The following is a 20,515-nucleotide window of genomic DNA, read 5'->3' on the forward strand; positions in this document are numbered from 1 at the left end:
GCAAAAAAGAGGAAGCTGCGTAACATGAGTTATAAATTTATCAATTCTGAGTAAATACCCAATTTTAATGATAAAGCACTTAAAATAGTCTATTTTTTAAATATGATCTTAAATAACCATCTAATAATTATAAATATCTATGCCACTTGCCAGAACACAATCTTGGTCTCATATCAACATGGAGCTCGAATCTGAAAAAGATTCTTTGCTTTCTTGTCTGGTTTTATTGACAAGATATTATCAAAATCCTTTTACGGCCAAATCATTGATTGCTCGTTTGCCGGTAAAAAAAGGACAACTAACCGTTGACTTGTTTGAGCGGGCTGCAGCCCGTGCATCCCTTGAAACTGAAATTATCCGGTGCAAATTTAAAAAAATCGAGAAAGAGGATCTTCCTGCTGTTTTGCTGATGAAAAACCATGAAGCCTGTTTACTTGTTACAGATGATGAAGGTAAAAGAAAAGTTATCCATCCTCACAACCCCAAAATGTTTACTGACCCTGATGAAATCATTGATCAATATAGTGGTGAAATCATTGTGGTCAAACCTCAATATAAACAAAGTGCAAGAGCAAAAGAAACCCTTCACAGAAAGCATAAAAACTGGTTCTGGAAAGTGGTGTTTAAATCCTGGTCGATTTATTCAGAAGTATTGGTTGCCTCTCTGCTGATTAATCTTTTTGCTTTAGTCATCCCACTTTTTATCATGAACGTCTATGATCGCGTTGTACCCAATTACGCCATTGAAACCATGTGGGTACTTGCCAGCGGGGTCGGGCTGGTGTTTATCTTTGATATGCTCCTCAAAACATTGAGAGCCTATTTTATTGATGTCGCCAGTAAACACAGTGATAGAGAGCTTTCTGCAAAAATATTTCAACAAATACTTGGACTGCGCATGGATGAAAGACCAAAATCTGTGGGTGCTCTTGCCAATACCGTTCAATCCTTTGAATTGTTCAGAGACTTCATTACCTCAGGGACAATGACAATATTGGTTGATTTGCCTTTTGTCGTTATTTTTTTACTGGTGATTTATCTAATTGGCGGCAGCTTGTTCTGGATACCTATGCTTGTCGTTCCTACGATTTTTTTGATAGGTTTTCTTCTGCAGTTACCTCTTATTCGTTTAACACGAAAATCATATCAACTTTCCGCTGAAAAACAGGCAACTCTTATTGAGTCCTTATCAGCCATTGAAGCGGTTAAAACAACGGGAGCAGAATCAAAGTTGCAGAATCGTTGGGAAGAAATTATAAAACTGGCATCAGAAAACGGTATGAGATTACGCTTCATATCCAATTCAAGCTTAAACATCACCACCCTTGCCCAGCAAGTCGCGACCATATTTGTTGTCATTGCCGGTGTTTATATGATTAGTGAAGGTGAATTAACTACTGGTGGACTTATCGCCTGCACCATCTTAACAGGACGTGCCTTAGCCCCCATGGCTCAGGTCGCTTCCCTGTTTACCCGTTATTATCAATCGGTCAATGCACTTAAATCTCTTGATAAAATCATGCAGTTAAATACAGACATTGACGAGGAGGATCATTATTTGCATCGTCCAGCCATCCAAGGAGAACTTGAGTTTAAAAACGTTTCTTTTTCTTATTATTCAGAAAAAATAAGCGCATTGAATAACGTCAGTTTTAAAGTTAAATCAGGTGAAAAAATAGCCATTATTGGGCGAGTTGGATCAGGCAAATCAACAATTGCCCGTTTAATTGTCAAACTATACGAGCCCACGGAAGGTGTCATATATATGGATGGAACGGATTATAGACAATTAAACCCTGATGATTTACGACAACAAATCGGTTATGTTTCCCAAGATGTAACACTTTTTTATGGAACAATAAAAGAAAATATTTCAGTTGGAGCACCTTTTATTGAGGACAAGTCATTGTTAAAGGCTGCCGAAATTGCAGGAGTCACTGAGTTTACAAAACACCATCCCCAGGGTTTTGACCGACAAGTAGGAGAAAAAGGCAACGAACTTTCCGGTGGCCAACGTCAAGCCATAGCCATGGCTCGCGCGCTGTTATTAAAGCCCAATCTATTGGTCCTGGATGAACCCACCGCATTTATGGATGATAATAGTGAAAGACGTTTAAAAAAGCATTTAAAGGAACAACTGTCGGCTAATGGAACATTGGTTTTAATCACTCATAAAATGTCCATGCTTGAGTTGGTTGAACGCATTATTGTTGTTGATTACGGAAGAATTGTTGCTGATGGCAGCAAAGAATCCGTTTTAAATGCCCTTAAGTCTGGTGTTGCAGTTAAAAAGGTTTAAATTATGGCAAAACGACATCGATCTCGCTTATTTGGACATATTATCTTATGGACGTCAGTCTTGTTTATCGCTGCTGCTTTAATTTGGGCTTATTATGCCAAGCTTGATGAAGTCACGACCGGGAGCGGCAAAGTTATTCCTTCCAGCGAAATTCAGGTTATCCAGAACCTGGAGGGTGGAATTGTTGAGAAAATCATGGTTTCTGAAGGCGATATTGTCAAAAAAGGACAAACTTTAATGCAAATTGACAACACCCTTTTCATGGCAACTTATAATGAAGCATTAAAAAAAATGACGGCTCTTGAACTGGAAATTATACGACTGAACGCCTTAATGCAGAACAAACCGCTTTCCATTCCGCAAAAATATATAAAAAGCTCGCCGAATCTGGTGCAAGTAGCAGAAGCTCTGGACAAAAGCAAAAAACAGGAATTAGAGCAGATGAATAAAGCACTTGCCTTGGCTGAGCGAGAGCTTAAACTGACACGGCCGCTGGTTTCCCGAGGTGCTGTCTCTGAGGTTGAAGTATTACGCCTTGAAAGAACAATCAATGAACTTAAAGGTAAAATTTCCGAATTTAAATCCAAGGCGCTGGAGCGTTTAAATCAGGCTCGCTCTGAACTATTGGCTCTTAAAGAGGCTCATATGGCTGATAAAGACAGAGTAACGCGAACGACCGTTCGTTCACCGGTTAAGGGTATTATTAATCGTATAAAAATAAATACCATGGGTGGTGTTATAAAACCTGGAATGGATATTATTGAAATTGTACCCTTAGAGGACACCTTGCTTATAGAGGCTAAAATACGTCCCGGGGATATCGGATTTATCCACCCGGGACAAAAGGCCATGGTGAAAATTTCCGCCTACGATTTCTCCATTTATGGAGGTCTGGAAGGAAAAGTAGAGCAAATTTCTGCCGACACCATTACCGAGGAAAAGAGCAACAATAAAGAAGAAAGTTTTTATGTTATCCGTGTCAGAACAGAAAAAAATCACCTTGGCACAGAAAAGAATCCACTACCCATCATTCCCGGCATGCTGGCTACCGTTGACATTCTGACAGGTGAAAAAACAGTATTGGAATATATTTTAAAACCTATCATAAAAGCTCAGAAAACTGCTCTAAGAGAACGATAAAAAAGACATCACGTCATTTTATTATTCTATACTTTCTGCCTCATGATCAGGATGAACCACGAATATTCCCGGCGCATTCCTCAAATATTCGTTGTAATCCATACCGTAACCAAAAATATAATGATCATCCACTTCAAGGCCGACGAAATCGGCATTTTTCAAGCCATGCTCAACGCGCTTATGGTGTTTGTCCACAAGAACAGCACTATAAACCTTCTTGGCTCCCATGCGTTCTATCTCCGCAATAATAGCTGCAAGAGTTATCCCTCCGTCGAGAATATCATCAACAACCAACACCGTTCTTCCCTTTAAATCCACAGAGGGTTTAACTTTCCAGTGTAATTCTCCTCCTCTTATATCACCACGATAACGCGTCGCATGCACGTAATTCAGTTCAAGAGGAAAATCAAGACGAGGCAATAAATTTCCTAAAGGAACAAGACCACCCACCATAACACAAAGAAGAACGGGATTCTGATCATGCAGTTTTTCATGAATATTAATGGCCATTCTATCCAAAGCAGCTTCAACTTCATTGGTTGTAAATAAGCAAGTGGATTTTTCATACACTTCTTTGATTTTATTTGGGATACTCATAAATTACCTATAAACGACATTATAAATTACAAAAGATTACCGCTTTGAAAGAACACTGACAAATGGCTCACAAAAACAGCGTAGTGGATATTTCAGAAGAACTGATGACAGTTTCTAAAAAATCATTCTTTTCTTTTGGCTTCTATTCCGGGAAAATGGCTGATTTTACTATCTGACCCTTTCTCTTTGACTTTCGCAAGTCCCTGCTTGTTAACTTCATCGATACGAAAAACCGAATGCATGGGAATGTATGTACGTTTGACGCCATTAAATTCCATTTTTAAGCGTTCTTCCGAAGGATCAACCACCAAAGAGGTATTTTCACCAAACGTCAACTCTTCAACCTGTAAAAAACCAAACATCTCACTTTCAGTAACCGAACGTGCATATATCTCATAAACAGCATCCTGATTAGCGAAAGTAATACGGTACAATGACTTTTTTGTCATGGGCCAAGCCTCATCAAATTAAAAATAAATAATTAGCGATAGCGTATTATAACTTATAAGCATTATTATAATCTACGACCTTCATATGAGTTGACGATCTGCTCCAGATTCTGTTTTGAAAATTGCTAATTTTCATTCTGATTTAGAGGCAACTCTGAGCTTAAATTGGCAACAGGCTGCAATCCGGATTTGTAATCTTTCACCAGTGATTTTTCGTTTAGCTCGATTGCCATATCCGGATGAGCAGCTTCATATTTTTGAGCAATATAAAAGTAAAAACCCGCTGGAAATGGCCAAAGCATTTTACCTACTTCATTTAAAAAACTTAATCGCTTTATCGATTGTTTATTTTTAAAAGGCGGAATATACCAAAAACCTTTCAGTGTACACTGCCTGTACCCCCTTTGTAAAAACAGTCGATTCATCTTCAATGGAGAATGTATAATTGGTTTTTTTTCGCCAAAACAGGAAAAAAAACCAAGTTTCGCAGCCAGACTCCAGAGACCAAAAGGATTAATTCCTATGATAATGATAAAACCCATAGGTTTTAATATTCGATCAATTTCATCAATTAAAGCGTTTTTTTCAATGCATGCCTCCATGCTTAAGGGGGCAATTACAATATCAATACAATTTCTATCTAAAGGTAATTGATTCATTAAACTTATGAAATCCACATTTTCATTCGATTTGTCAGGGGATACAATCCAGGACGAAGTCGGCTTAAAAACATCCATCCACGCATTGTCTCCACACGCACCAAGCTGCAATAGATTTTTTCCACGAACAAGCCGATTAAAGCGCATTAGCTCCTGGGCAATGGCTTCTTCAACACACATGCCCTGGGGAGTTTGAAACCATTGATCAAGGGCGCGATATTTAATGATTTGTTGAGCTATAGACAAAATACCTGTCCTGACAAGTGGAAATTTAATTAGTTGTATCATACACGCGATTAAACACGCAAATATGTCTTAACTCTGGTAAGATGTTTATAGAAACAGATCAATACTTTAATGCAAAATTGCCAGTTTTTAGCTATAGTTATCATTAAAACAGTGCTAATGGATTTTATGGCAACACTCGCAGAAGAACAACGATTGCAAGGCATAGGCCAATTATTGGTTCTTGAGCAACTCCTGGAAAAAGACAAGACTCTGAAATATCAGCAATTAGCCAGTGCCGATAATGTAACTTTACTCCAATATCTGGTCAATAACAGTATACTCAGTGCCGTTAATATTGCTTCCGCGATTGCCAGAAATTTTGGTGTACCTTTGTTGGATTTGGACTGTATCGAGTTTGATTCTATACCCTCCACACTCGTCAGTGAAAAACTTATCCGGCGCCATCATATGATTCCACTTTTTCACCGCGGTAATCATTTATACCTTGCAACAGATGATCCCAGTCAACAGGCATCTCTGAAAGAAATACAGTTTCACACCGGTCTGCATGCTCATCCTGTTGTCGTTGAAACAGACAAGTTAGCACAACTTATTGAGCATTTATTGCGGGAAAAAGAAAGCCAGGGTCTGCATGATTATGTCGATGAGTCCGTTGACCTCGATGGCCTTGAAATCAGTTCGGAAGAAGAAGAGCATGATATTGAATCAGCTGCCTCTGCTTCAGAAGATGCCCCTGTAGTCAAATTTGTAAATAAAATTCTGCTTGATGCCATTAAAAATTCAGTATCGGATATTCATTTTGAACCTTATGAACAAACATATAGAATCCGATATCGCCAAGATGGTGTTCTAACTGAAGTCGCATCACCTCCTGTCAGTCTTTCCGGACGTATCACTGCAAGAATCAAGGTCATGTCAAATCTGGATATTTCTGAAAGACGTGTGCCTCAGGATGGACGCTTTAAAATGAAATTATCAAAATCGAGAGCTATAGATTTCAGGGTAAGTACCTGCCCCACCGTGGGAGGTGAAAAGGTGGTTATGCGTATCCTTGATCCTGGAAGTATAAAATTAGGAATCGAAGCTTTGGGATTTAGCGATATTCAAAAAACTCATTTTTTAAAATCCATCGAACGCCCGCAAGGTATGATATTGGTAACAGGGCCTACAGGAAGCGGTAAAACCGTAACTTTATATACAGCCATGAATATTCTCAATACCAAAGAGAGGAACATCTCTACCGCTGAAGATCCCGTTGAAATTAAAGTCCCCGGTATCAATCAAGTCAATATTAACCCTAAAGCGGGACTCACTTTTTCTGGTGCACTTCGTTCATTTTTACGGCAAGATCCTGACATCATCATGGTTGGAGAAATTAGGGATCTTGAAACAGCTGAAATTGCAGTAAAGGCAGCTCAAACAGGCCATCTTGTTTTATCCACTCTTCACACAAACAGTGCCGCAGAAACATTGACTCGCCTGGTTAACATGGGTGTGCCTTCTTTCAATATTGCAAGCTCGGTAAGCTTAATCATCGCTCAGCGTCTGGCAAGACGCCTCTGTGAACAATGTAAAACAAAAAGAGACGATATCACTGAGAAAGGAATGATTGAATTAGGATTTAGTGAAGAAGAAGCTAAAAAGCCCATATTCAAAGCTGTGGGTTGTAATCAATGCAACGGTGGCTATCGGGGCAGAGTAGGATTATTTGAAGTCATGCCAATGTCAAAGGCAATAGGAAGACTCATTATGTCAGGAGGGAATTCCTTGGATATACTCAAACAAGGTCAAGATGAGGGCATGTTAACTATTTTTCAATCCGGATTGAAAAAAATATTGGAAGGGGTAACGACGATTGAGGAGGTCAACCGGGTAACCGTTGATTAAGAATCATGCCTAAAAATGCGAATCCAATGATTACCTTTCAATATGAAGGCATCAATCGTTCAGGAGAAAAAACAAAAGGTGAAATAGAAGCCAGGAGTCTGGCTATTGCCAAAGCGGATCTTCGCCGACAAGGAATTATTACCAAAAAAGTCATCAAGAAAAGAAAATCTCTTTTTGATAAAGCCAATAAAAAAATTACTCAGGCTGATATTACCGTTTTCAGTCGGCAGTTGGCCACCATGATAGAAGCCGGTATTCCTTTGGTACAATCGTTTGATATTGTGGCAAAAGGTCAAAGCAATAAGCGCGTTCAGGATTTAATTAATACCATAAAAAATGATGTTGAAACAGGACTTACACTTGCTGAATCATTGGCGAAACATCCGGCTTATTTTAATGATTTATTTTGCAACCTGGTCGATGCCGGAGAAAAATCAGGTTCACTGGAGGTCATGTTAAATAAAGTCGCAACTTATAAGGAAAAAATAGAATCCATCAAAAAGAAAATTAAAAAAGCGCTGACTTATCCTATAGCCGTTATGGTGATAGCCTTTCTTGTGACCGCAGGTTTGTTGATTTTTGTCGTTCCTCAGTTTGAGTCTTTATTTCAAGGTTTTGGAGCTGATTTACCGGCCATGACCCGGATGGTCATTCGCTTATCTGAGACATTCCAGGCTTATTGGTATATTATTTTCGGTGTTTTAGCACTTGCTGTTTATGCTTTTATCTACGCTAAAAATCATTCTCCTAATTTTGCTCAGGGGGTAGATCGCGTCATGCTTAAGTTTCCTGTTATAGGTCCTATTCTTGAAAAAGCAGCCATTGCTCGATTTTCACGTACGCTATCCATCACGTTTGCAGCCGGCTTGCCTTTGGTTGATGCTTTAAAATCAGTTGCCGGAGCCACAGGTAATATTCTTTTTGCCAAGGCGACTGATAAAATCAGAGAAGAAGTCTCGACCGGCCAACAAATGCAACTCGCCATGGAAAATACTCATATGTTTCCCAATATGGTAGTACAAATGGTAGCGATTGGTGAGGAATCGGGCGCTTTGGAGCAAATGCTGTCCAAGGTGGCTGATTTTTATGAAGAAGAAGTGGATAATGCCGTTGATTCATTAAGCAGTTTACTTGAACCTCTTATTATGGCTATATTAGGCATTCTGGTTGGTGGGCTGGTTGTGGCCATGTATTTACCTATCTTCAAACTTGGATCAGTGGTTTAAATAATGTTCGAAATACTACTATTGGAAAACCCCCTTCTAACATACCTCATTATCGGTCTTTTTTTCCTGGCGGTTGGCAGTCTTTTAAACGTCATCATCTACAGAGTTCCATTAATGCTAAAAGCAGAATGGACTGAACAATGTTATGAGCTGTTGCAAATAAAGCCTGAAAATAAAATAAAACAAATCAATTTATTCTACCCCCGCTCATTTTGTCCAAATTGCAACAAAACAGTAAAAGCCTGGCAAAATATTCCATTATTCAGTTACTTGTTTCTTAAAGGACGATGTTATTATTGCAGAAAATCCATTTCTTTACGTTATCCTTTCATTGAACTCCTTACACTTATACTATCCATTTATTGCTTCCTGCACTTTGGGATGAATCTCAATCTCCTTTTTGCCTTGTTGTTTATCTGGATAATCATATGTCTCATTTTTATTGATTTTGAACATCAGTTATTACCTGACAGTTTGACATTAAGTCTATTATGGCTTGGTTTAATTGCCAATACCGCTGATCTTTTTACCACTCTGCCCAACGCTGTGCTTTCTGCTGCCGGTGCTTACCTCGCATTGTGGATTTTTGTAAAACTGTTTTATTTGCTCACGGGTAAGGTAGGCATGGGGCATGGTGATTTTAAACTGTTTGCTGCCATGGGAGCCTGGTTTGGATGGACTCAATTGCCTTTAATTCTAGTGCTGTCATCCTTCACTGGTGCTGTCATTGGTTTGATTTATCTGCACCTGAAAAATAAATCAAAAGACACAGCAATACCTTTTGGCCCTTTTCTCTGCATTGCAGGACTGATTTCACTTTTCTGGGGGCATTCACTGATTTCCTGGTATCTACATTTTTATTAATTGATCTTAAAAAATGCGGGCGAAGCTCTTATTCACTTATATTGCGCAGCAATTTTTTAGAGAATTTGGATGCATTTTGGAATTTTAAAGCGCAATTTACATGGAGTAAATGAGCATTTGAAATTTCAAAATGCGTCCAAAAATGCAAAAAAAACGAAGCTGCGCAACATGAGTGATTCGATAAAGATAAGTAGGCAAGGTAATATTGGTTTATTAAAATACTGCTTACTGCCCTTTTCTTCGTTGCATAATAGCCGAAAAAAATTCCGGCTTATTAAGACCAATTGCAGCAAAAATCTGTGGGACCCTGTCCCAGCTTCCTTCTTGCTCAATACTGGCCACAATTAATTCAAACCCGCCTTCCTTATCGACATCAACTCCCCAACCATTGATATAGCACAGACCTCTAAGGCGTTTGGCTTCTATGTGTCCTAATTGCTCAGCGGCTTTAAGATAAGCATGGGCTTCTTCATAAAGTTGCGACATACGAACTTCATTTCTTTGACTATCAAAAAGACCTTCTTTTTGTAAAGCGTCCCGATATTTTGCTTCTTCCAAAAGATGGTAACCTAGATTAAAGTTAGCTGTAGAGTCATCAAGGGCCGCGGCAGCCCGATAACATTCAAGAAGCATAAGTTTTGCATATGGAAATTTCTTTTTACCGATGACTGTTTTATATAAAGCAGCCAGCTCAAAATAATAGGAAATTTCTTTTTTTATAACTTCATCTCTGGGTTGTTCGCTTAAGCGGTTATGCTTCAAGGCTTTCAATTTTTTGGTAAGCTTCCTGATTTTCCATCGTTTTAAACTAAACATGCTGTCTCCATTTATGGTGAAGTGACTGTTCCAGGTTCAATATATATTAGCCAATGAACAATTTCTGCCAGAATAAAAACCATAACGACCAAAAACAAAAGCTTAAATCCAAACGAAAATGATTTCCATTGTCGTGTTCGAGGTTTATACGGTAAGTTTTCCTGCTTTTCAGGCTTCATATGGTAAATTTCATCATCAATCTTATTTGAAGAATAATAAGAAATAATTCCGGCGATTAAACCTGGAACAAAAAAAACCAAAAATATAATCCACGCTCCGATATTATAAGGCCATCTGAGTTCGTCCTGGAACCAATAAAGCCAGTGAACAATAAACTCTGGTACATCATAGGCCAACTGCCAAACTAAAAAGGGAAGGATATATGCGCTGAATAAAAGTAATACTATACTTAAAATCAAACAGATTATCCCTAATATAAATAGTTTGCGATTTACTTGATAACGATCGTATTCCATAGTCGTCAATGATGAACTAAATTCTCAATCCATCAGCTCCACAGTAAAAAGGGTTATTTTGAAGATAGCAGAAGTCTATTCGCATCACAAATGATTTATACCTTTCAGCCTTTGCACTATTACCCATTCACCTGAATGAGGTTTGGAGTTACATTTTATGATTGAAAAAAAATGTGCGTGTAGCTATTCTACATAGGTGTTTATTGCGATCTTATGATACATGGATTGAAATACCAGCATTCTGCAATGGTTTCTGAGTCAAAATCAACAAATAATTCACGTTGGAATTAAATAGAAAAGGCAGAAAATGAAACGTTATGTTTACATGATTTCAGATGGTACTGGAATTACAGTAGAAGGATTGGGAACCAGTTTAATTACGCAGTTTGAACATATACAATTTGAAAAAATAACCATCCCGTATGTGGACACGCTGGAAAAAGCCGATAATGTCGTTTTAAATATCAATCAGTCCTATCAAGAAAGCGGTCAGAAACCATTGGTTTTCATGACCTTGGTTAATCCAGAGATCAGTCAAAAAATAAAAACAGCCAAAGCCTGTATATTCGATTTATTTAACACATTCCTCGGCCAGATTGAAGAAGAATTAAACATCAAGTCTTCCTATAAGGTGGGACGGACACACGGTGTGGCTAATAATGAGTCATATGGTCAGCGCATTGAGGCCGTTGAATATGCCCTTTCACATGATGATGGTATAAAAACACGTGATTATGATAAAGCCGATATTATTTTAATTGGGGTTTCACGATGTGGGAAAACACCAAGCTGCCTCTATATGGCACTGCAATACGGTGTTTTGGCGGCAAATTATCCTTTTACTGAAGAGGATTTAAATCATTTTCATTTACCTGAGCTCCTGCGTAAGCATAAAAAGAAGCTTTTTGGTTTAACCATCGATTGTAATCGCTTACAGCAAATTCGCAATGAACGCCGTCCAAACAGCCGTTATGCCTCCATTACTCAGTGCCAGTTGGAAACGTCTGAAGTTGAGGCCATGTATAAACGAGAAAATATTCCTTATCTTGATTCCACAAAATATTCTATAGAAGAAATTTCAACTAAAGTTCTGAGTATCGCCGGAATTAAGCGAAAAATATAAAAAAACTAGGGCCTGTCGACAATTAGATTTTCGAAGCGAAAATGGATATGATTTACATACGAAAATACTGATTGTCGACAGGCTCTAACGTACCATGTGATTTTTTAAATAGCTTTCTTTACATCAGATCCCCCTCTCCCTGACTTGATTCGGGAGAGGAAATTCAGTGGATTATAACGAGCTTATTTACTTATCTTTCAAACCACCCATAAAGACATAAAATTAGTCACGGGCATCTTTGCTAATGAATGAGTATCATTCATGGCATTTAATATTTTTTCACATTCTGAAGCTGAAAAACGTGTGGCGAGATTGCGTTTAAATTTATCCAACAGGACCGGTATTCCTTCTTTTCTGCGACGTTTATGACCAATGGGATATTCAATAGTTATCTGTTCGCTTTCAGAGCCGTCTTTAAATATTAATTTTATACTGTTTGCAATGGAACGTTTCTCCGGATCAAGATAGTCATGGGAAAACTGTTTATTTTCCTCAACCTGCATTTTTTCTCTTAATTGATTGATTCTCGGATCAGAGGCCACATCAGCTTCATAATGTTCAGCACGCAGATCACCATATAAAAGACCGATCGCAACCATATATTGCAAGCAATGATCCCTGTCTGCTGGATTATGCAGAGGGCCTTTCTTGCTGATAATACGAATAGCTGATTCATGTGTTGTCAATTCAATGGATTGAATATCTTCAAATCGCTCCTTCACTAAAGGATGCAACTGCACAGCGCATTCAACAGCGGTCTGAGCATGAAATTCCGCAGGATATGAGAGCTTAAACAACACATTCTCCATAACATAGCTCCCATAAGGGCGTTGAAATTGGAAAGGCTTTCCTTTAAACAATACATCATAGAAGCCCCAATTGGAAACCGTCAAAGCACTGGGATAGCCCATTTCACCTTGCCTGGCAATAAGTGCCAAATTCACGGCCCGTGCAGTTGCATCTCCCGCTGCCCAAGATTTCCTTGACCCGGCATTCGGGGCATGGCGATAAGTTCTTAAGCTTTGACCATCCACAAACACTTGAGACAATGTTCTCAATAATTGATCGCGATCTCCGCCAAACAAATGAGCAGCTACAGCGGCGCTGGCCAGTTTAACCAAAATAACATGATCAAGGCCCACACGATTAAAACTGTTTTCAAGAGCAAAGCACCCTTGAATTTCATGAGCTTTAATCATGGCTGTCAATACATCATACATGGTCAAGGATGGCTGGTTATTTTTTTCATTTTGACGACTGACATAATCCGCAACAGCCAGAATAGATCCCAGATTATCTGAAGGATGTCCCCATTCAGCAGCCAGCCAGGTATCATTAAAATCCAGCCAACGTATCATCGTTCCGATATTAAATGCCGCCCTTACCGGATCCAGTTCGTAACGAGTTCCAGGAACCCTTGATCCCCCAGGCAAATTAGCGCCCTGTACAATAGGGCCAAGCAGCTTAGTGCATTCCTGGAAATTCAATGCCAGTATTCCACATCCGAGGGTATCCATCAGACATAACCTGGCTGTTTCATACGCTTCCTCACTGTGGAGCTCTTTATCCAAAATATAATCTGCAATATCTATCATCACCTGATCATATTCGGGTTTAATATTCTCTTCTACATAAGAACGCATATATCATTCTCTCTCTTCAATAGCGATAAAGGATCGTGCTTCTGGTCCTGTATATTCCGAAACAGGTCTTATCAGGCGATTATCAGCGCGCTGCTCAAATACGTGTGCAGACCAACCAGTCACTCGTGACATCACGAATACTGGTGTAAATAAGCAGGTAGGAATATCACAGTAATGATAAGCTGAGGCACTGTAAAAATCGAGGTTGGGAAACAGTTTTTTCTCACGCCTCATAATTTCTTCAATGCGTTCGGACACGCGATAAAGCAACATGTCATTTTTAAATTCCGCCATTTTTTTAGACCAAGCTTTTATAATATCTGAGCGAGGGTCAGAATCTGTATATACTCGATGACCAAACCCCATGATCTTCTCTTTGTTCGCCAACATCTGCATGACTTTATCTTCAGCTTCATCAGGACTTTCAAACTGCTCAATCAGTTCCATTGCCGCCTCATTAGCACCTCCATGCAAAGGGCCTCGCAATGTACCAATGGCCGTTGTAATGGCAGAATAAAAATCAGCTAATGTTGCCGCAGTCACACGAGCAGCGAAGGTTGATGCGTTAAACTCATGCTCTGCATAAAGTATCAGTGAAGCATTGATTAGATCAGTTTCAATCTTCTCTGGTCTTCGTCCATGCAGTAAATGTAGAAAATGTCCGCCAATGCTAGTTTCGTCACTGTCTGTATCAATTTCCTTATTCTTAAAATGATAGGCATACCAGTAGCATATAATGCTTGGAAAAACTGCCAACAGACGATCGGCAATGTCAAACTGCTGCTCAAAATTTTCTTCCGGCTCCAATGTTCCCAGCATTGAACAAGCCGTCCTTAATACATCCATAGGATGTGTATTTTTTGGGATAAGCTTTAATAGGGTTTGTAACGGTGCAGGTAGCTGACGCAAACCCATTAATTTTTTTGTGTATTGATCAATCTGTTGTTGATTAGGCAATTGAGCATAGTGCAGAAGATAAGCGACTTCTTCAAAACTCGCCTTTGCTGCCAAATCATCTATAGAATACCCTCGATAGTTTAACCCTTTGCCTGATTGCCCTACTGTAGCAATGGCTGACTGCCCTGCTACGACGCCGGCTAATCCTCCAGCTTTACTGCCCATATTCATCCTCCATTAATTGATCTAGCTTTCTTTCGTACTCATAATATCCAAGCACATCATACAACTCATTTCTTGTCTGCATCCGTTCTGTCATGGATGCTTGCGTTCCTTGTTGGATAATAGCCTCATACACTTCAAATGCCGCTTTGGACATGGCCCTAAAAGCACTTAAAGGATAAAGAATGATTGAAATACCTGCCTCGGCAAGTTCATCTCTTGTAAATAAAGGTGTTTTGCCAAACTCGGTAATGTTAGCCAGAACCGGTACATTCAATTGCCTGGTGAGTTTCCTATACTCATCCAAGGTGCTCATGGCTTCGGGGAAAATCATGTCAGCGCCAAGTTCAATACAATATAATGCCCTCTCAATGGTGGCATTCATTCCTTCCGCAGCATACGCATCTGTCCGTGCCATAATCACAAAATCAGGATTCGTTCTGGCATCCACTGCAGCTTTAATGCGATCGCCCATTTCCTGCATGGATACGACGGCCTTATTTGGTCGATGGCCGCAACGTTTGGCTACTATCTGATCTTCAATATGAATGGCCGCAACACCGTTTGACTCCATACATTTTACCGTTCTGCCTATATTAAATGCATGCCCCCACCCTGTGTCTACATCGACCAATAAGGGCAGTGAGCAGGCTTGTGTAATTCGCCAGGCGTCCTCTAGCACTTCGGATAAGTTGGTCATGCCCAAATCAGGTAGACCATAAGATGCATTCGCCACACCTGCACCAGATAAATAAACGGCCTTAAAGCCAGCTTTGTCAGCCAACATCGCAGAAAACGCATTAATTGTGCCTACAACCTGGAGAGGTTTGTGATCCAGGATAGCTTGCCGGAAATGTTTGCCAGGAGAGTTAATCATTATCCATTCACTCCTTGAAAGTATTTTTTTTATTCTTCAATATATAGTCTATCTTTTCTGAGGACTATCCAGACTACTTCATTATGTTTGTAAAATCACAGTTATTCGAGCATTATTTCACACGAAAGAAATGACTATTATGCTTGATCATAGGCAACAAATACACCTTGAATATCATAAAATCTTTTTTATTTTCCTGATTCTTCTTATTTTTTTTATTTCAGGAATTTCGAATTCTGCAGAGACCAGACTCTGGACTTTCGCCTCTGTAAACAAAAAAAACAATGATTTTCTATATTCACTTCGTACCCAAACCCGTTTTAAGAATTTAAGCCTGCAGTATAACGAGTCAGTCAGCCACGGAGAAATAGGTTATCTTGTTGCAAAACATACCATTTTAAGTCAAGGCCTAACCTGGAGTTATGAGAAAGAAACAACGGGAAGTGAAAATATATTACGATTATGGCAGCAATTGACGGTAGGTTCCAAGTATCGGCTTTATGATTTTTATTCCAGAACACGATTGGAGGAACGCAGGCATTTAACCTTTAAAAGCTGGAATTTTAAACTTCGGGAGAGGGTCAGGGTTTTACTCCCCCTTTCCGATCATCTCGATATAGATGGGTTCGATGAAATCCTTATAAATTTGAATAATCCTGTGTGGGTTGCTCCTGGAGCATTCGATCAAAATCGAAGTTATATTGGTATTCTGGGTAAAATAAATCAAAATGTATACATTAGAGTAGGTTATTTAAATCGATATTTTTTTTCAGCGGATAGAACGGAACACGTTATCCATTTAGGCGTTGACTTTTCCTATTAGAACTCTCTTTCTTGCAACCTGAACCCAAATCCGTCGTTTATACTACTGTCAACACTGGGGTTAGGATATGACTATATCACTAGATGCCCTTTTAAATACCAGCGACAATGACCCGAAATATATACGCGATTTTCCTTCAGTTCACAAGAGACTGTGCCTTTTCGAAATGAGCCTTGTCTAGCTGTCAAAACATTTTTACCCAGCTTTTCTGCCCAAAAAGGTGTTAGCACACAATGTGCTGAACCGGTCACAGGATCTTCAGCAATATTATGCTTGGGATAAAAACATCGGGAATAAAAATCCATATCCTGAGCTTGTGAAGTAACAATTAAACCTCTTTTCGGCAGTTTGGCCAGAGATGACAAGTTAATCTGGACCTGAGCCACCTGACTTTCATCAGCAAGTTCTACCAAATAATCCAGCTCACTTTCATACGTTCCGACAGGAGATTTATCAATTAATGAATGGATAAGTTCAGGATTTAAACATTCATGGTAATTTAATCGAGGAAAGTCAAGGGTATATATATCGTCATTTTTTGCTACAGCCAATTTACCGCTTAAACTGGAAAATGAGACAAAGTTGCCACTGCATTTCCCTAATTCATATAAAACAAATCCTGCTGCAAGTGTTGCATGTCCACATAAATTGATTTCGCATTTAGGAGTAAACCAACGAATATTGAATCCTTGTTCATCTTTAATGACAAACGCAGTTTCAGATAAATTATTCTCAACGGCAATGGCCTGCATTAGTTCATCATTCAACCATTCATCCAGCAAACAAACGGCTGCAGGATTGCCATAGAACACCTTATCGGTGAATGCATCAATTTGAAAAATCTCAATATGATCCATCCGGGACCTCAATGGAAACAATGGAGAGCGAAGATTAACGATCTAATGATAAAAAAGCAAGATATCCTTCACAATTTAAGCTTACTTTTACCTCGACATTTCGCAGCATACAGGAGAAGATCATACACTGCTCATGCTCTTTTGATTAACCCCAGTTCAGAACTGGGGTGATTAATAAATGTTTCTTAGAGGAATTAAAGTTTGTCATTTCCGAGCAGACTTGCGCGGAAATGAGGCAAAACAGGCATAATATTAAATGTTCTTTGGCTTTTCCTGCGACTTCTCATAATGAACAAGCCATAACTTCCTCTTATGCTGAGATAAAAGATGTTTATTTGCAGATTCGATGGCAAGTTGTATATTCTTAATGCAACTAATAACTGATTTAGAGCTGCTATTCCATTCATCAGGAATCAGCTTTTTAAAAAATGCTGATGCTCCAATTTCATTAATCACATTACGTTTAATGCTTTCTGAATCCAGTTTTAGTAATACATCCATAAGTGAGTCATAATAATCCAGTATTTTTGTCAGATCATTTGTTGTTTCAATGATATTTTTATCCGGTAAAGGACAAATATCATTTTTCTTTAAAGATTTTCTTAATTTTACATAGTGAATTGCATTTAATAATACCTTTTGCAAGCGTAATGTTAAGGCCTGCTCGATATCCTCTGCTTCAAATAAACTGGTTTTATAAGCCATATTAAAAAGCTGCTTATTTTTAAAATATACAATCAAGGCGGCTTTGCTCGGATAATCAATAGATAAACTATCTATTAATATATCGAAGGTCTTGCTGATATAATGACGATGTGCTACATGCTCTAAAACCTCCTCGGCAGATTTCCCCTCCACCAGTGCATCGCATAGATCGTGAAAAAACTCTTGACAATCCATTTTTTTCTTTATAGCCGATAACTCTTTTTTTTGTATAATGTTGTTGAAAGCAGAATATAAATAAGCTTTGGCGATATCTTTAGCCGATAAATTACCGTATCCAGCATCCCAATCAAACTCATCGGTCTCTTCAAGCTCCAAAAGAACCGGCTGCAAAATTTGGTAAAATTGATTTATAATCTTTAAACTGGGTGGAATATATTGTTCAGGAGAAAGCTCCGGTAGAGAGAGGTGATTAGCCTCATGGCCGAGCTCTACTTGAACATGAGAATGTTTGTCAAATGGTCGAATGGTATCTTTCTTGCTTACTTGTTTTAAAGCCAATAAATAATTATTCAACTTCCATGTCGTCGTCCTCATAGCTAACTCCTTGTTACCTACTTATTTTCAGTATAGTTGAACATGCCTTAAAGCGTAAGGAATTCGGCTATATAAAGGATTTCTTTAACTTTAATATTGAACTTGCCATCATAAAGGTCCGTGAACAAGATTTTTTACCGAACCAGGCCGTTATAGTCCTCTGATTAGTTGTTTTCTGAGAAAACGCGCCGGTGAAATTGCCTTGCTCAACTTAGTTGGCACTACACTTATTTCATTATTGATTAAGGAGGCTAGAAACTCCGTTGCTAATGGAATTGTCGTTAATCCTCTTGAACCAAATCCAGTACAGAGAAATAAGCCTTGGTAATAATCAGCTATTTCCGGAAGCCAGATATTGGCATTTACAGCAAATTTTTTATATTGATTTTTAAAACTATCCGTATTTGCCACAGGACCTACCAGAGGCAAGTAATCTGGAGTCGTTGCACGAACCGCTGTCCAGGAGTCAATGATAGTGTCGGACCAATTCAAGTGGGGGATATATTCCCTTAAACGATGTATGTTTTTTTGATCATCTTCTATTTTATAAACATTCTTTTCTTCACCAAGATCGTACGTAGCTCCTATCCAATGACTTGCATTTGTTGCAGGCAGAACATGACCATTGGCGCAGACAGCAAGTTTTAAGCGACTACTTTCTGATGTTGCGGCGATAGCTGACATTTGCCCCCGAATAGGTTTAATGGGTAAATAAGAGGTTTGATGAAATTGTGTAGCTTGATAACCATTGGCAATGACCAGTACTTCAGCCTGTTGGTCCGCTACGTGCCATAGCCCATTTTCATACTGAATATTTTCCACCTTGGTATTCAAACATAAATCCACATTTATACTGTGAATAAGGTGGTTGCATAAAGCCTGTGAGTTGATCCAGCCTGAATAAGGGATAAACATACCGCCACAAGGCAAATGAACACCTGCCAATTCCGAAGCCTCATTTTTACTCACCAGGCAGGCAAGCTCCGGATAGTGGCGCAACCAGTTTTTTAAAGCAAGTTGAGCATTTTTTTCCTTTTCATGATAAGCGAGCAATAATATACCGTTTAAACATCCCAAAGAAATTTGGCTCAATAAATCTTTATAAAAATCCACAGAAAATAAAAAACCAGCCAACATAAATTCCGTTAAAGGTGAGCGATAGGCCGATAATTTTGGGAACAACACCGCTTGCGTGTTAGCAGATGCTCCGCTCGCCAATTTATCACTCGCTTCAATTAAACTCACCTTCCACCCTCTTTTCGTCAAAGAATGAGTTAGAAAGCAGCCGGCAAGTCCGGCGCCAAGGACAATGGCCTTTTTCTTTTTTGGATTTAAAGGTTTGCTGATATGCCAGGGTGTTTGACGTTTTTTATTTTCAGGCTGTGGCGAATGATGAAAATAAGCAATGGTCATATCGCGTTTACGAGCATACCCTTTTCTCTTCGACACTGAAAAACCAAAATGCTGCAAATGCTCTTTAACAAGTCTTGCTGCTGAATAGGTGGCAATGGTCGTTCCTTTTTTAGATAAAAGTTGCATAAGAGAGAACAATTCCTTTGTCCACATATCTTCATTTTTACCAGGTGCAAACCCATCCAGATACCAGGCGTCAATAAACGATCCGCGCAACTTCTCCTCCAGAGCCCTATCTCCACAAATAAGCAATTGTTGGAAACAATCTACTACATCCCCTAACATCAAGGTTAATTTAACTCTTCGCTCATTAAAATTAAGGGTATGAAATCCAGGGGTCAAAACAGGATATTTACGCATTAACTGTGCAGCAAGTTCTGTCAGTTCCGGCCAAAGTGCAAGACATTTTGCTAAATCGGATTTGGATAAAGGAAACTTTTCACAGGAAATAAAATGCAAACAGCAACTCTCAGGAGCATGTTTAAGCCATAACGACCAGGTTAATAAGAAGTTTAACCCCGTACCAAAACCTGTTTCCGCAATAACAAATGAACAATGGCCTGAAAGAGGCATTTTTTGCCATCGTTCAGTAAGTTGATTGCCATCTATAAAAACATGTCGGCTTTCTTCAAGACCATTTTCGCCAGAAAAATAAATATCATCAAATAATTTGGAATAAGGCAGGCCGTTACGCCATTCCAGCTCTGCCGTGTCAATAGGTATAAAAGGACAACTCAC

General features: G+C 39.0%; 18 protein-coding genes. 7 read left to right on the top strand and 11 right to left on the bottom strand.

The window, feature by feature from the left end; all coding sequences use genetic code 11:
- Positions 1-178 precede the first annotated feature (178 nt).
- Positions 179-2,299 (top strand): type I secretion system permease/ATPase, encoded by a 2,121-nt coding sequence (locus E4T55_RS01360; RefSeq protein ID WP_223168281.1) that lies wholly within the window; start codon positions 179-181, stop codon positions 2,297-2,299.
- A gap of 3 nt (positions 2,300-2,302) precedes the next feature.
- The gene (locus tag E4T55_RS01365) at positions 2,303-3,439 is read left to right on the top strand and encodes an HlyD family type I secretion periplasmic adaptor subunit (protein ID WP_058502291.1); all 1,137 of its coding nucleotides are present in this window, start codon (positions 2,303-2,305) and stop codon (positions 3,437-3,439) included.
- A 21-nt stretch (positions 3,440-3,460) separates the two neighbouring features.
- On the opposite strand, the gene E4T55_RS01370 is transcribed toward E4T55_RS01365, so the two are convergent.
- From E4T55_RS01370 to E4T55_RS01380, 3 genes are all read right to left on the bottom strand, one after another.
- Entirely contained in the window at positions 3,461-4,036 is a 576-nt protein-coding gene (locus tag E4T55_RS01370) for a hypoxanthine-guanine phosphoribosyltransferase (RefSeq protein ID WP_058502290.1), read from the bottom strand.
- A 122-nt stretch (positions 4,037-4,158) separates the two neighbouring features.
- Positions 4,159-4,485, bottom strand: a complete 327-nt coding sequence (locus tag E4T55_RS01375; RefSeq protein WP_058502289.1) for a DUF1820 family protein — start codon at positions 4,483-4,485, stop codon at positions 4,159-4,161.
- Between the two features lie 125 nt (positions 4,486-4,610).
- Positions 4,611-5,390: a class I SAM-dependent methyltransferase gene (locus E4T55_RS01380; RefSeq protein ID WP_058502288.1), complete on the bottom strand. Its 780-nt coding sequence runs from the start codon at positions 5,388-5,390 to the stop codon at positions 4,611-4,613.
- 168 nt (positions 5,391-5,558) lie between these two features.
- Here E4T55_RS01380 and pilB point away from each other — a divergent pair, with 168 nt between their 5' ends.
- From pilB to E4T55_RS01395, 3 genes are read left to right on the top strand one after another with little or no spacing between them, the layout of a single operon-like run.
- On the top strand, positions 5,559-7,280 hold the full coding sequence (pilB, locus tag E4T55_RS01385) for a type IV-A pilus assembly ATPase PilB (RefSeq protein ID WP_058502405.1): 1,722 nt from the start codon (positions 5,559-5,561) through the stop codon (positions 7,278-7,280).
- Between the two features lie 5 nt (positions 7,281-7,285).
- Positions 7,286-8,506 (top strand): type II secretion system F family protein, encoded by a 1,221-nt coding sequence (locus tag E4T55_RS01390; RefSeq protein ID WP_058502287.1) that lies wholly within the window; start codon positions 7,286-7,288, stop codon positions 8,504-8,506.
- A gap of 3 nt (positions 8,507-8,509) precedes the next feature.
- The gene (locus tag E4T55_RS01395; RefSeq protein WP_058502286.1) at positions 8,510-9,370 is read left to right on the top strand and encodes a prepilin peptidase; all 861 of its coding nucleotides are present in this window, start codon (positions 8,510-8,512) and stop codon (positions 9,368-9,370) included.
- A gap of 225 nt (positions 9,371-9,595) precedes the next feature.
- Here the strand turns inward: E4T55_RS01395 and E4T55_RS01400 are convergent, their stop codons facing one another.
- Both E4T55_RS01400 and E4T55_RS01405 read right to left on the bottom strand, forming a co-directional pair.
- Positions 9,596-10,186: an SEL1-like repeat protein gene (locus tag E4T55_RS01400; protein WP_058502285.1), complete on the bottom strand. Its 591-nt coding sequence runs from the start codon at positions 10,184-10,186 to the stop codon at positions 9,596-9,598.
- An 11-nt stretch (positions 10,187-10,197) separates the two neighbouring features.
- Positions 10,198-10,662, bottom strand: a complete 465-nt coding sequence (locus tag E4T55_RS01405) for a hypothetical protein (RefSeq protein WP_058502284.1) — start codon at positions 10,660-10,662, stop codon at positions 10,198-10,200.
- A gap of 307 nt (positions 10,663-10,969) precedes the next feature.
- Here E4T55_RS01405 and ppsR point away from each other — a divergent pair, with 307 nt between their 5' ends.
- The gene (gene ppsR, locus E4T55_RS01410) at positions 10,970-11,785 is read left to right on the top strand and encodes a posphoenolpyruvate synthetase regulatory kinase/phosphorylase PpsR (RefSeq protein WP_058502283.1); all 816 of its coding nucleotides are present in this window, start codon (positions 10,970-10,972) and stop codon (positions 11,783-11,785) included.
- Between the two features lie 197 nt (positions 11,786-11,982).
- Here the strand turns inward: ppsR and E4T55_RS01415 are convergent, their stop codons facing one another.
- From E4T55_RS01415 to prpB, 3 genes are read right to left on the bottom strand one after another with little or no spacing between them, the layout of a single operon-like run.
- Positions 11,983-13,428 (bottom strand): bifunctional 2-methylcitrate dehydratase/aconitate hydratase, encoded by a 1,446-nt coding sequence (locus tag E4T55_RS01415; RefSeq protein ID WP_058502282.1) that lies wholly within the window; start codon positions 13,426-13,428, stop codon positions 11,983-11,985.
- Between the two features lie 3 nt (positions 13,429-13,431).
- On the bottom strand, positions 13,432-14,550 hold the full coding sequence (prpC, locus tag E4T55_RS01420) for a bifunctional 2-methylcitrate synthase/citrate synthase (RefSeq protein ID WP_058502281.1): 1,119 nt from the start codon (positions 14,548-14,550) through the stop codon (positions 13,432-13,434).
- On the bottom strand, positions 14,540-15,424 hold the full coding sequence (gene prpB, locus E4T55_RS01425) for a methylisocitrate lyase (RefSeq protein WP_058502280.1): 885 nt from the start codon (positions 15,422-15,424) through the stop codon (positions 14,540-14,542). The genes prpC and prpB overlap by 11 nt, the downstream gene beginning before the upstream one ends.
- Before the next feature lie 139 nt (positions 15,425-15,563).
- Between prpB and E4T55_RS01430 the strand changes: the two genes are divergently transcribed.
- Positions 15,564-16,247 carry a DUF2490 domain-containing protein gene (locus E4T55_RS01430; RefSeq protein ID WP_058502279.1) on the top strand — a complete coding sequence of 228 codons (684 nt, stop codon included), beginning with the start codon at positions 15,564-15,566 and terminating at the stop codon, positions 16,245-16,247.
- Positions 16,248-16,318: 71 nt separating this feature from the next.
- Here E4T55_RS01430 and E4T55_RS01435 read toward each other — a convergent pair whose 3' ends face one another.
- The 3 genes from E4T55_RS01435 to mnmC form a co-directional block, all read right to left on the bottom strand.
- Positions 16,319-17,104, bottom strand: coding sequence for a PhzF family phenazine biosynthesis protein (locus E4T55_RS01435; RefSeq protein ID WP_058502278.1), 786 nt, complete (start codon positions 17,102-17,104; stop codon positions 16,319-16,321).
- Between the two features lie 252 nt (positions 17,105-17,356).
- Positions 17,357-18,364, bottom strand: a complete 1,008-nt coding sequence (locus E4T55_RS01440) for a hypothetical protein (protein WP_058502277.1) — start codon at positions 18,362-18,364, stop codon at positions 17,357-17,359.
- 150 nt (positions 18,365-18,514) lie between these two features.
- A complete protein-coding gene (mnmC, locus tag E4T55_RS01445) occupies positions 18,515-20,515 on the bottom strand; it encodes a bifunctional tRNA (5-methylaminomethyl-2-thiouridine)(34)-methyltransferase MnmC2/FAD-dependent 5-carboxymethylaminomethyl-2-thiouridine(34) oxidoreductase MnmC1 (RefSeq protein WP_058502276.1) in 2,001 nt (666 codons plus the stop codon).

The organism is Legionella israelensis, from assembly GCF_004571175.1.
Taxonomy (GTDB): domain Bacteria; phylum Pseudomonadota; class Gammaproteobacteria; order Legionellales; family Legionellaceae; genus Legionella_D; species Legionella_D israelensis.

Coding starts and splice junctions, on each gene's coding strand:
- E4T55_RS01360 (WP_223168281.1), top strand. CDS start 179: ATGGAGCTCGAATCTGAAAAAGATTCTTTGCTTTCTTGTCTGGTTTTA.
- E4T55_RS01375 (WP_058502289.1), bottom strand. CDS start 4,485: ATGACAAAAAAGTCATTGTACCGTATTACTTTCGCTAATCAGGATGCT.
- pilB (WP_058502405.1), top strand. CDS start 5,559: ATGGCAACACTCGCAGAAGAACAACGATTGCAAGGCATAGGCCAATTA.
- E4T55_RS01400 (WP_058502285.1), bottom strand. CDS start 10,186: ATGTTTAGTTTAAAACGATGGAAAATCAGGAAGCTTACCAAAAAATTG.
- E4T55_RS01395 (WP_058502286.1), top strand. CDS start 8,510: ATGTTCGAAATACTACTATTGGAAAACCCCCTTCTAACATACCTCATT.
- prpB (WP_058502280.1), bottom strand. CDS start 15,424: ATGATTAACTCTCCTGGCAAACATTTCCGGCAAGCTATCCTGGATCAC.
- E4T55_RS01405 (WP_058502284.1), bottom strand. CDS start 10,662: ATGGAATACGATCGTTATCAAGTAAATCGCAAACTATTTATATTAGGG.
- prpC (WP_058502281.1), bottom strand. CDS start 14,550: ATGGGCAGTAAAGCTGGAGGATTAGCCGGCGTCGTAGCAGGGCAGTCA.
- ppsR (WP_058502283.1), top strand. CDS start 10,970: ATGAAACGTTATGTTTACATGATTTCAGATGGTACTGGAATTACAGTA.
- E4T55_RS01430 (WP_058502279.1), top strand. CDS start 15,564: ATGCTTGATCATAGGCAACAAATACACCTTGAATATCATAAAATCTTT.
- E4T55_RS01415 (WP_058502282.1), bottom strand. CDS start 13,428: ATGCGTTCTTATGTAGAAGAGAATATTAAACCCGAATATGATCAGGTG.
- E4T55_RS01435 (WP_058502278.1), bottom strand. CDS start 17,104: ATGGATCATATTGAGATTTTTCAAATTGATGCATTCACCGATAAGGTG.
- E4T55_RS01440 (WP_058502277.1), bottom strand. CDS start 18,364: ATGAGGACGACGACATGGAAGTTGAATAATTATTTATTGGCTTTAAAA.
- E4T55_RS01370 (WP_058502290.1), bottom strand. CDS start 4,036: ATGAGTATCCCAAATAAAATCAAAGAAGTGTATGAAAAATCCACTTGC.
- E4T55_RS01365 (WP_058502291.1), top strand. CDS start 2,303: ATGGCAAAACGACATCGATCTCGCTTATTTGGACATATTATCTTATGG.
- E4T55_RS01390 (WP_058502287.1), top strand. CDS start 7,286: ATGCCTAAAAATGCGAATCCAATGATTACCTTTCAATATGAAGGCATC.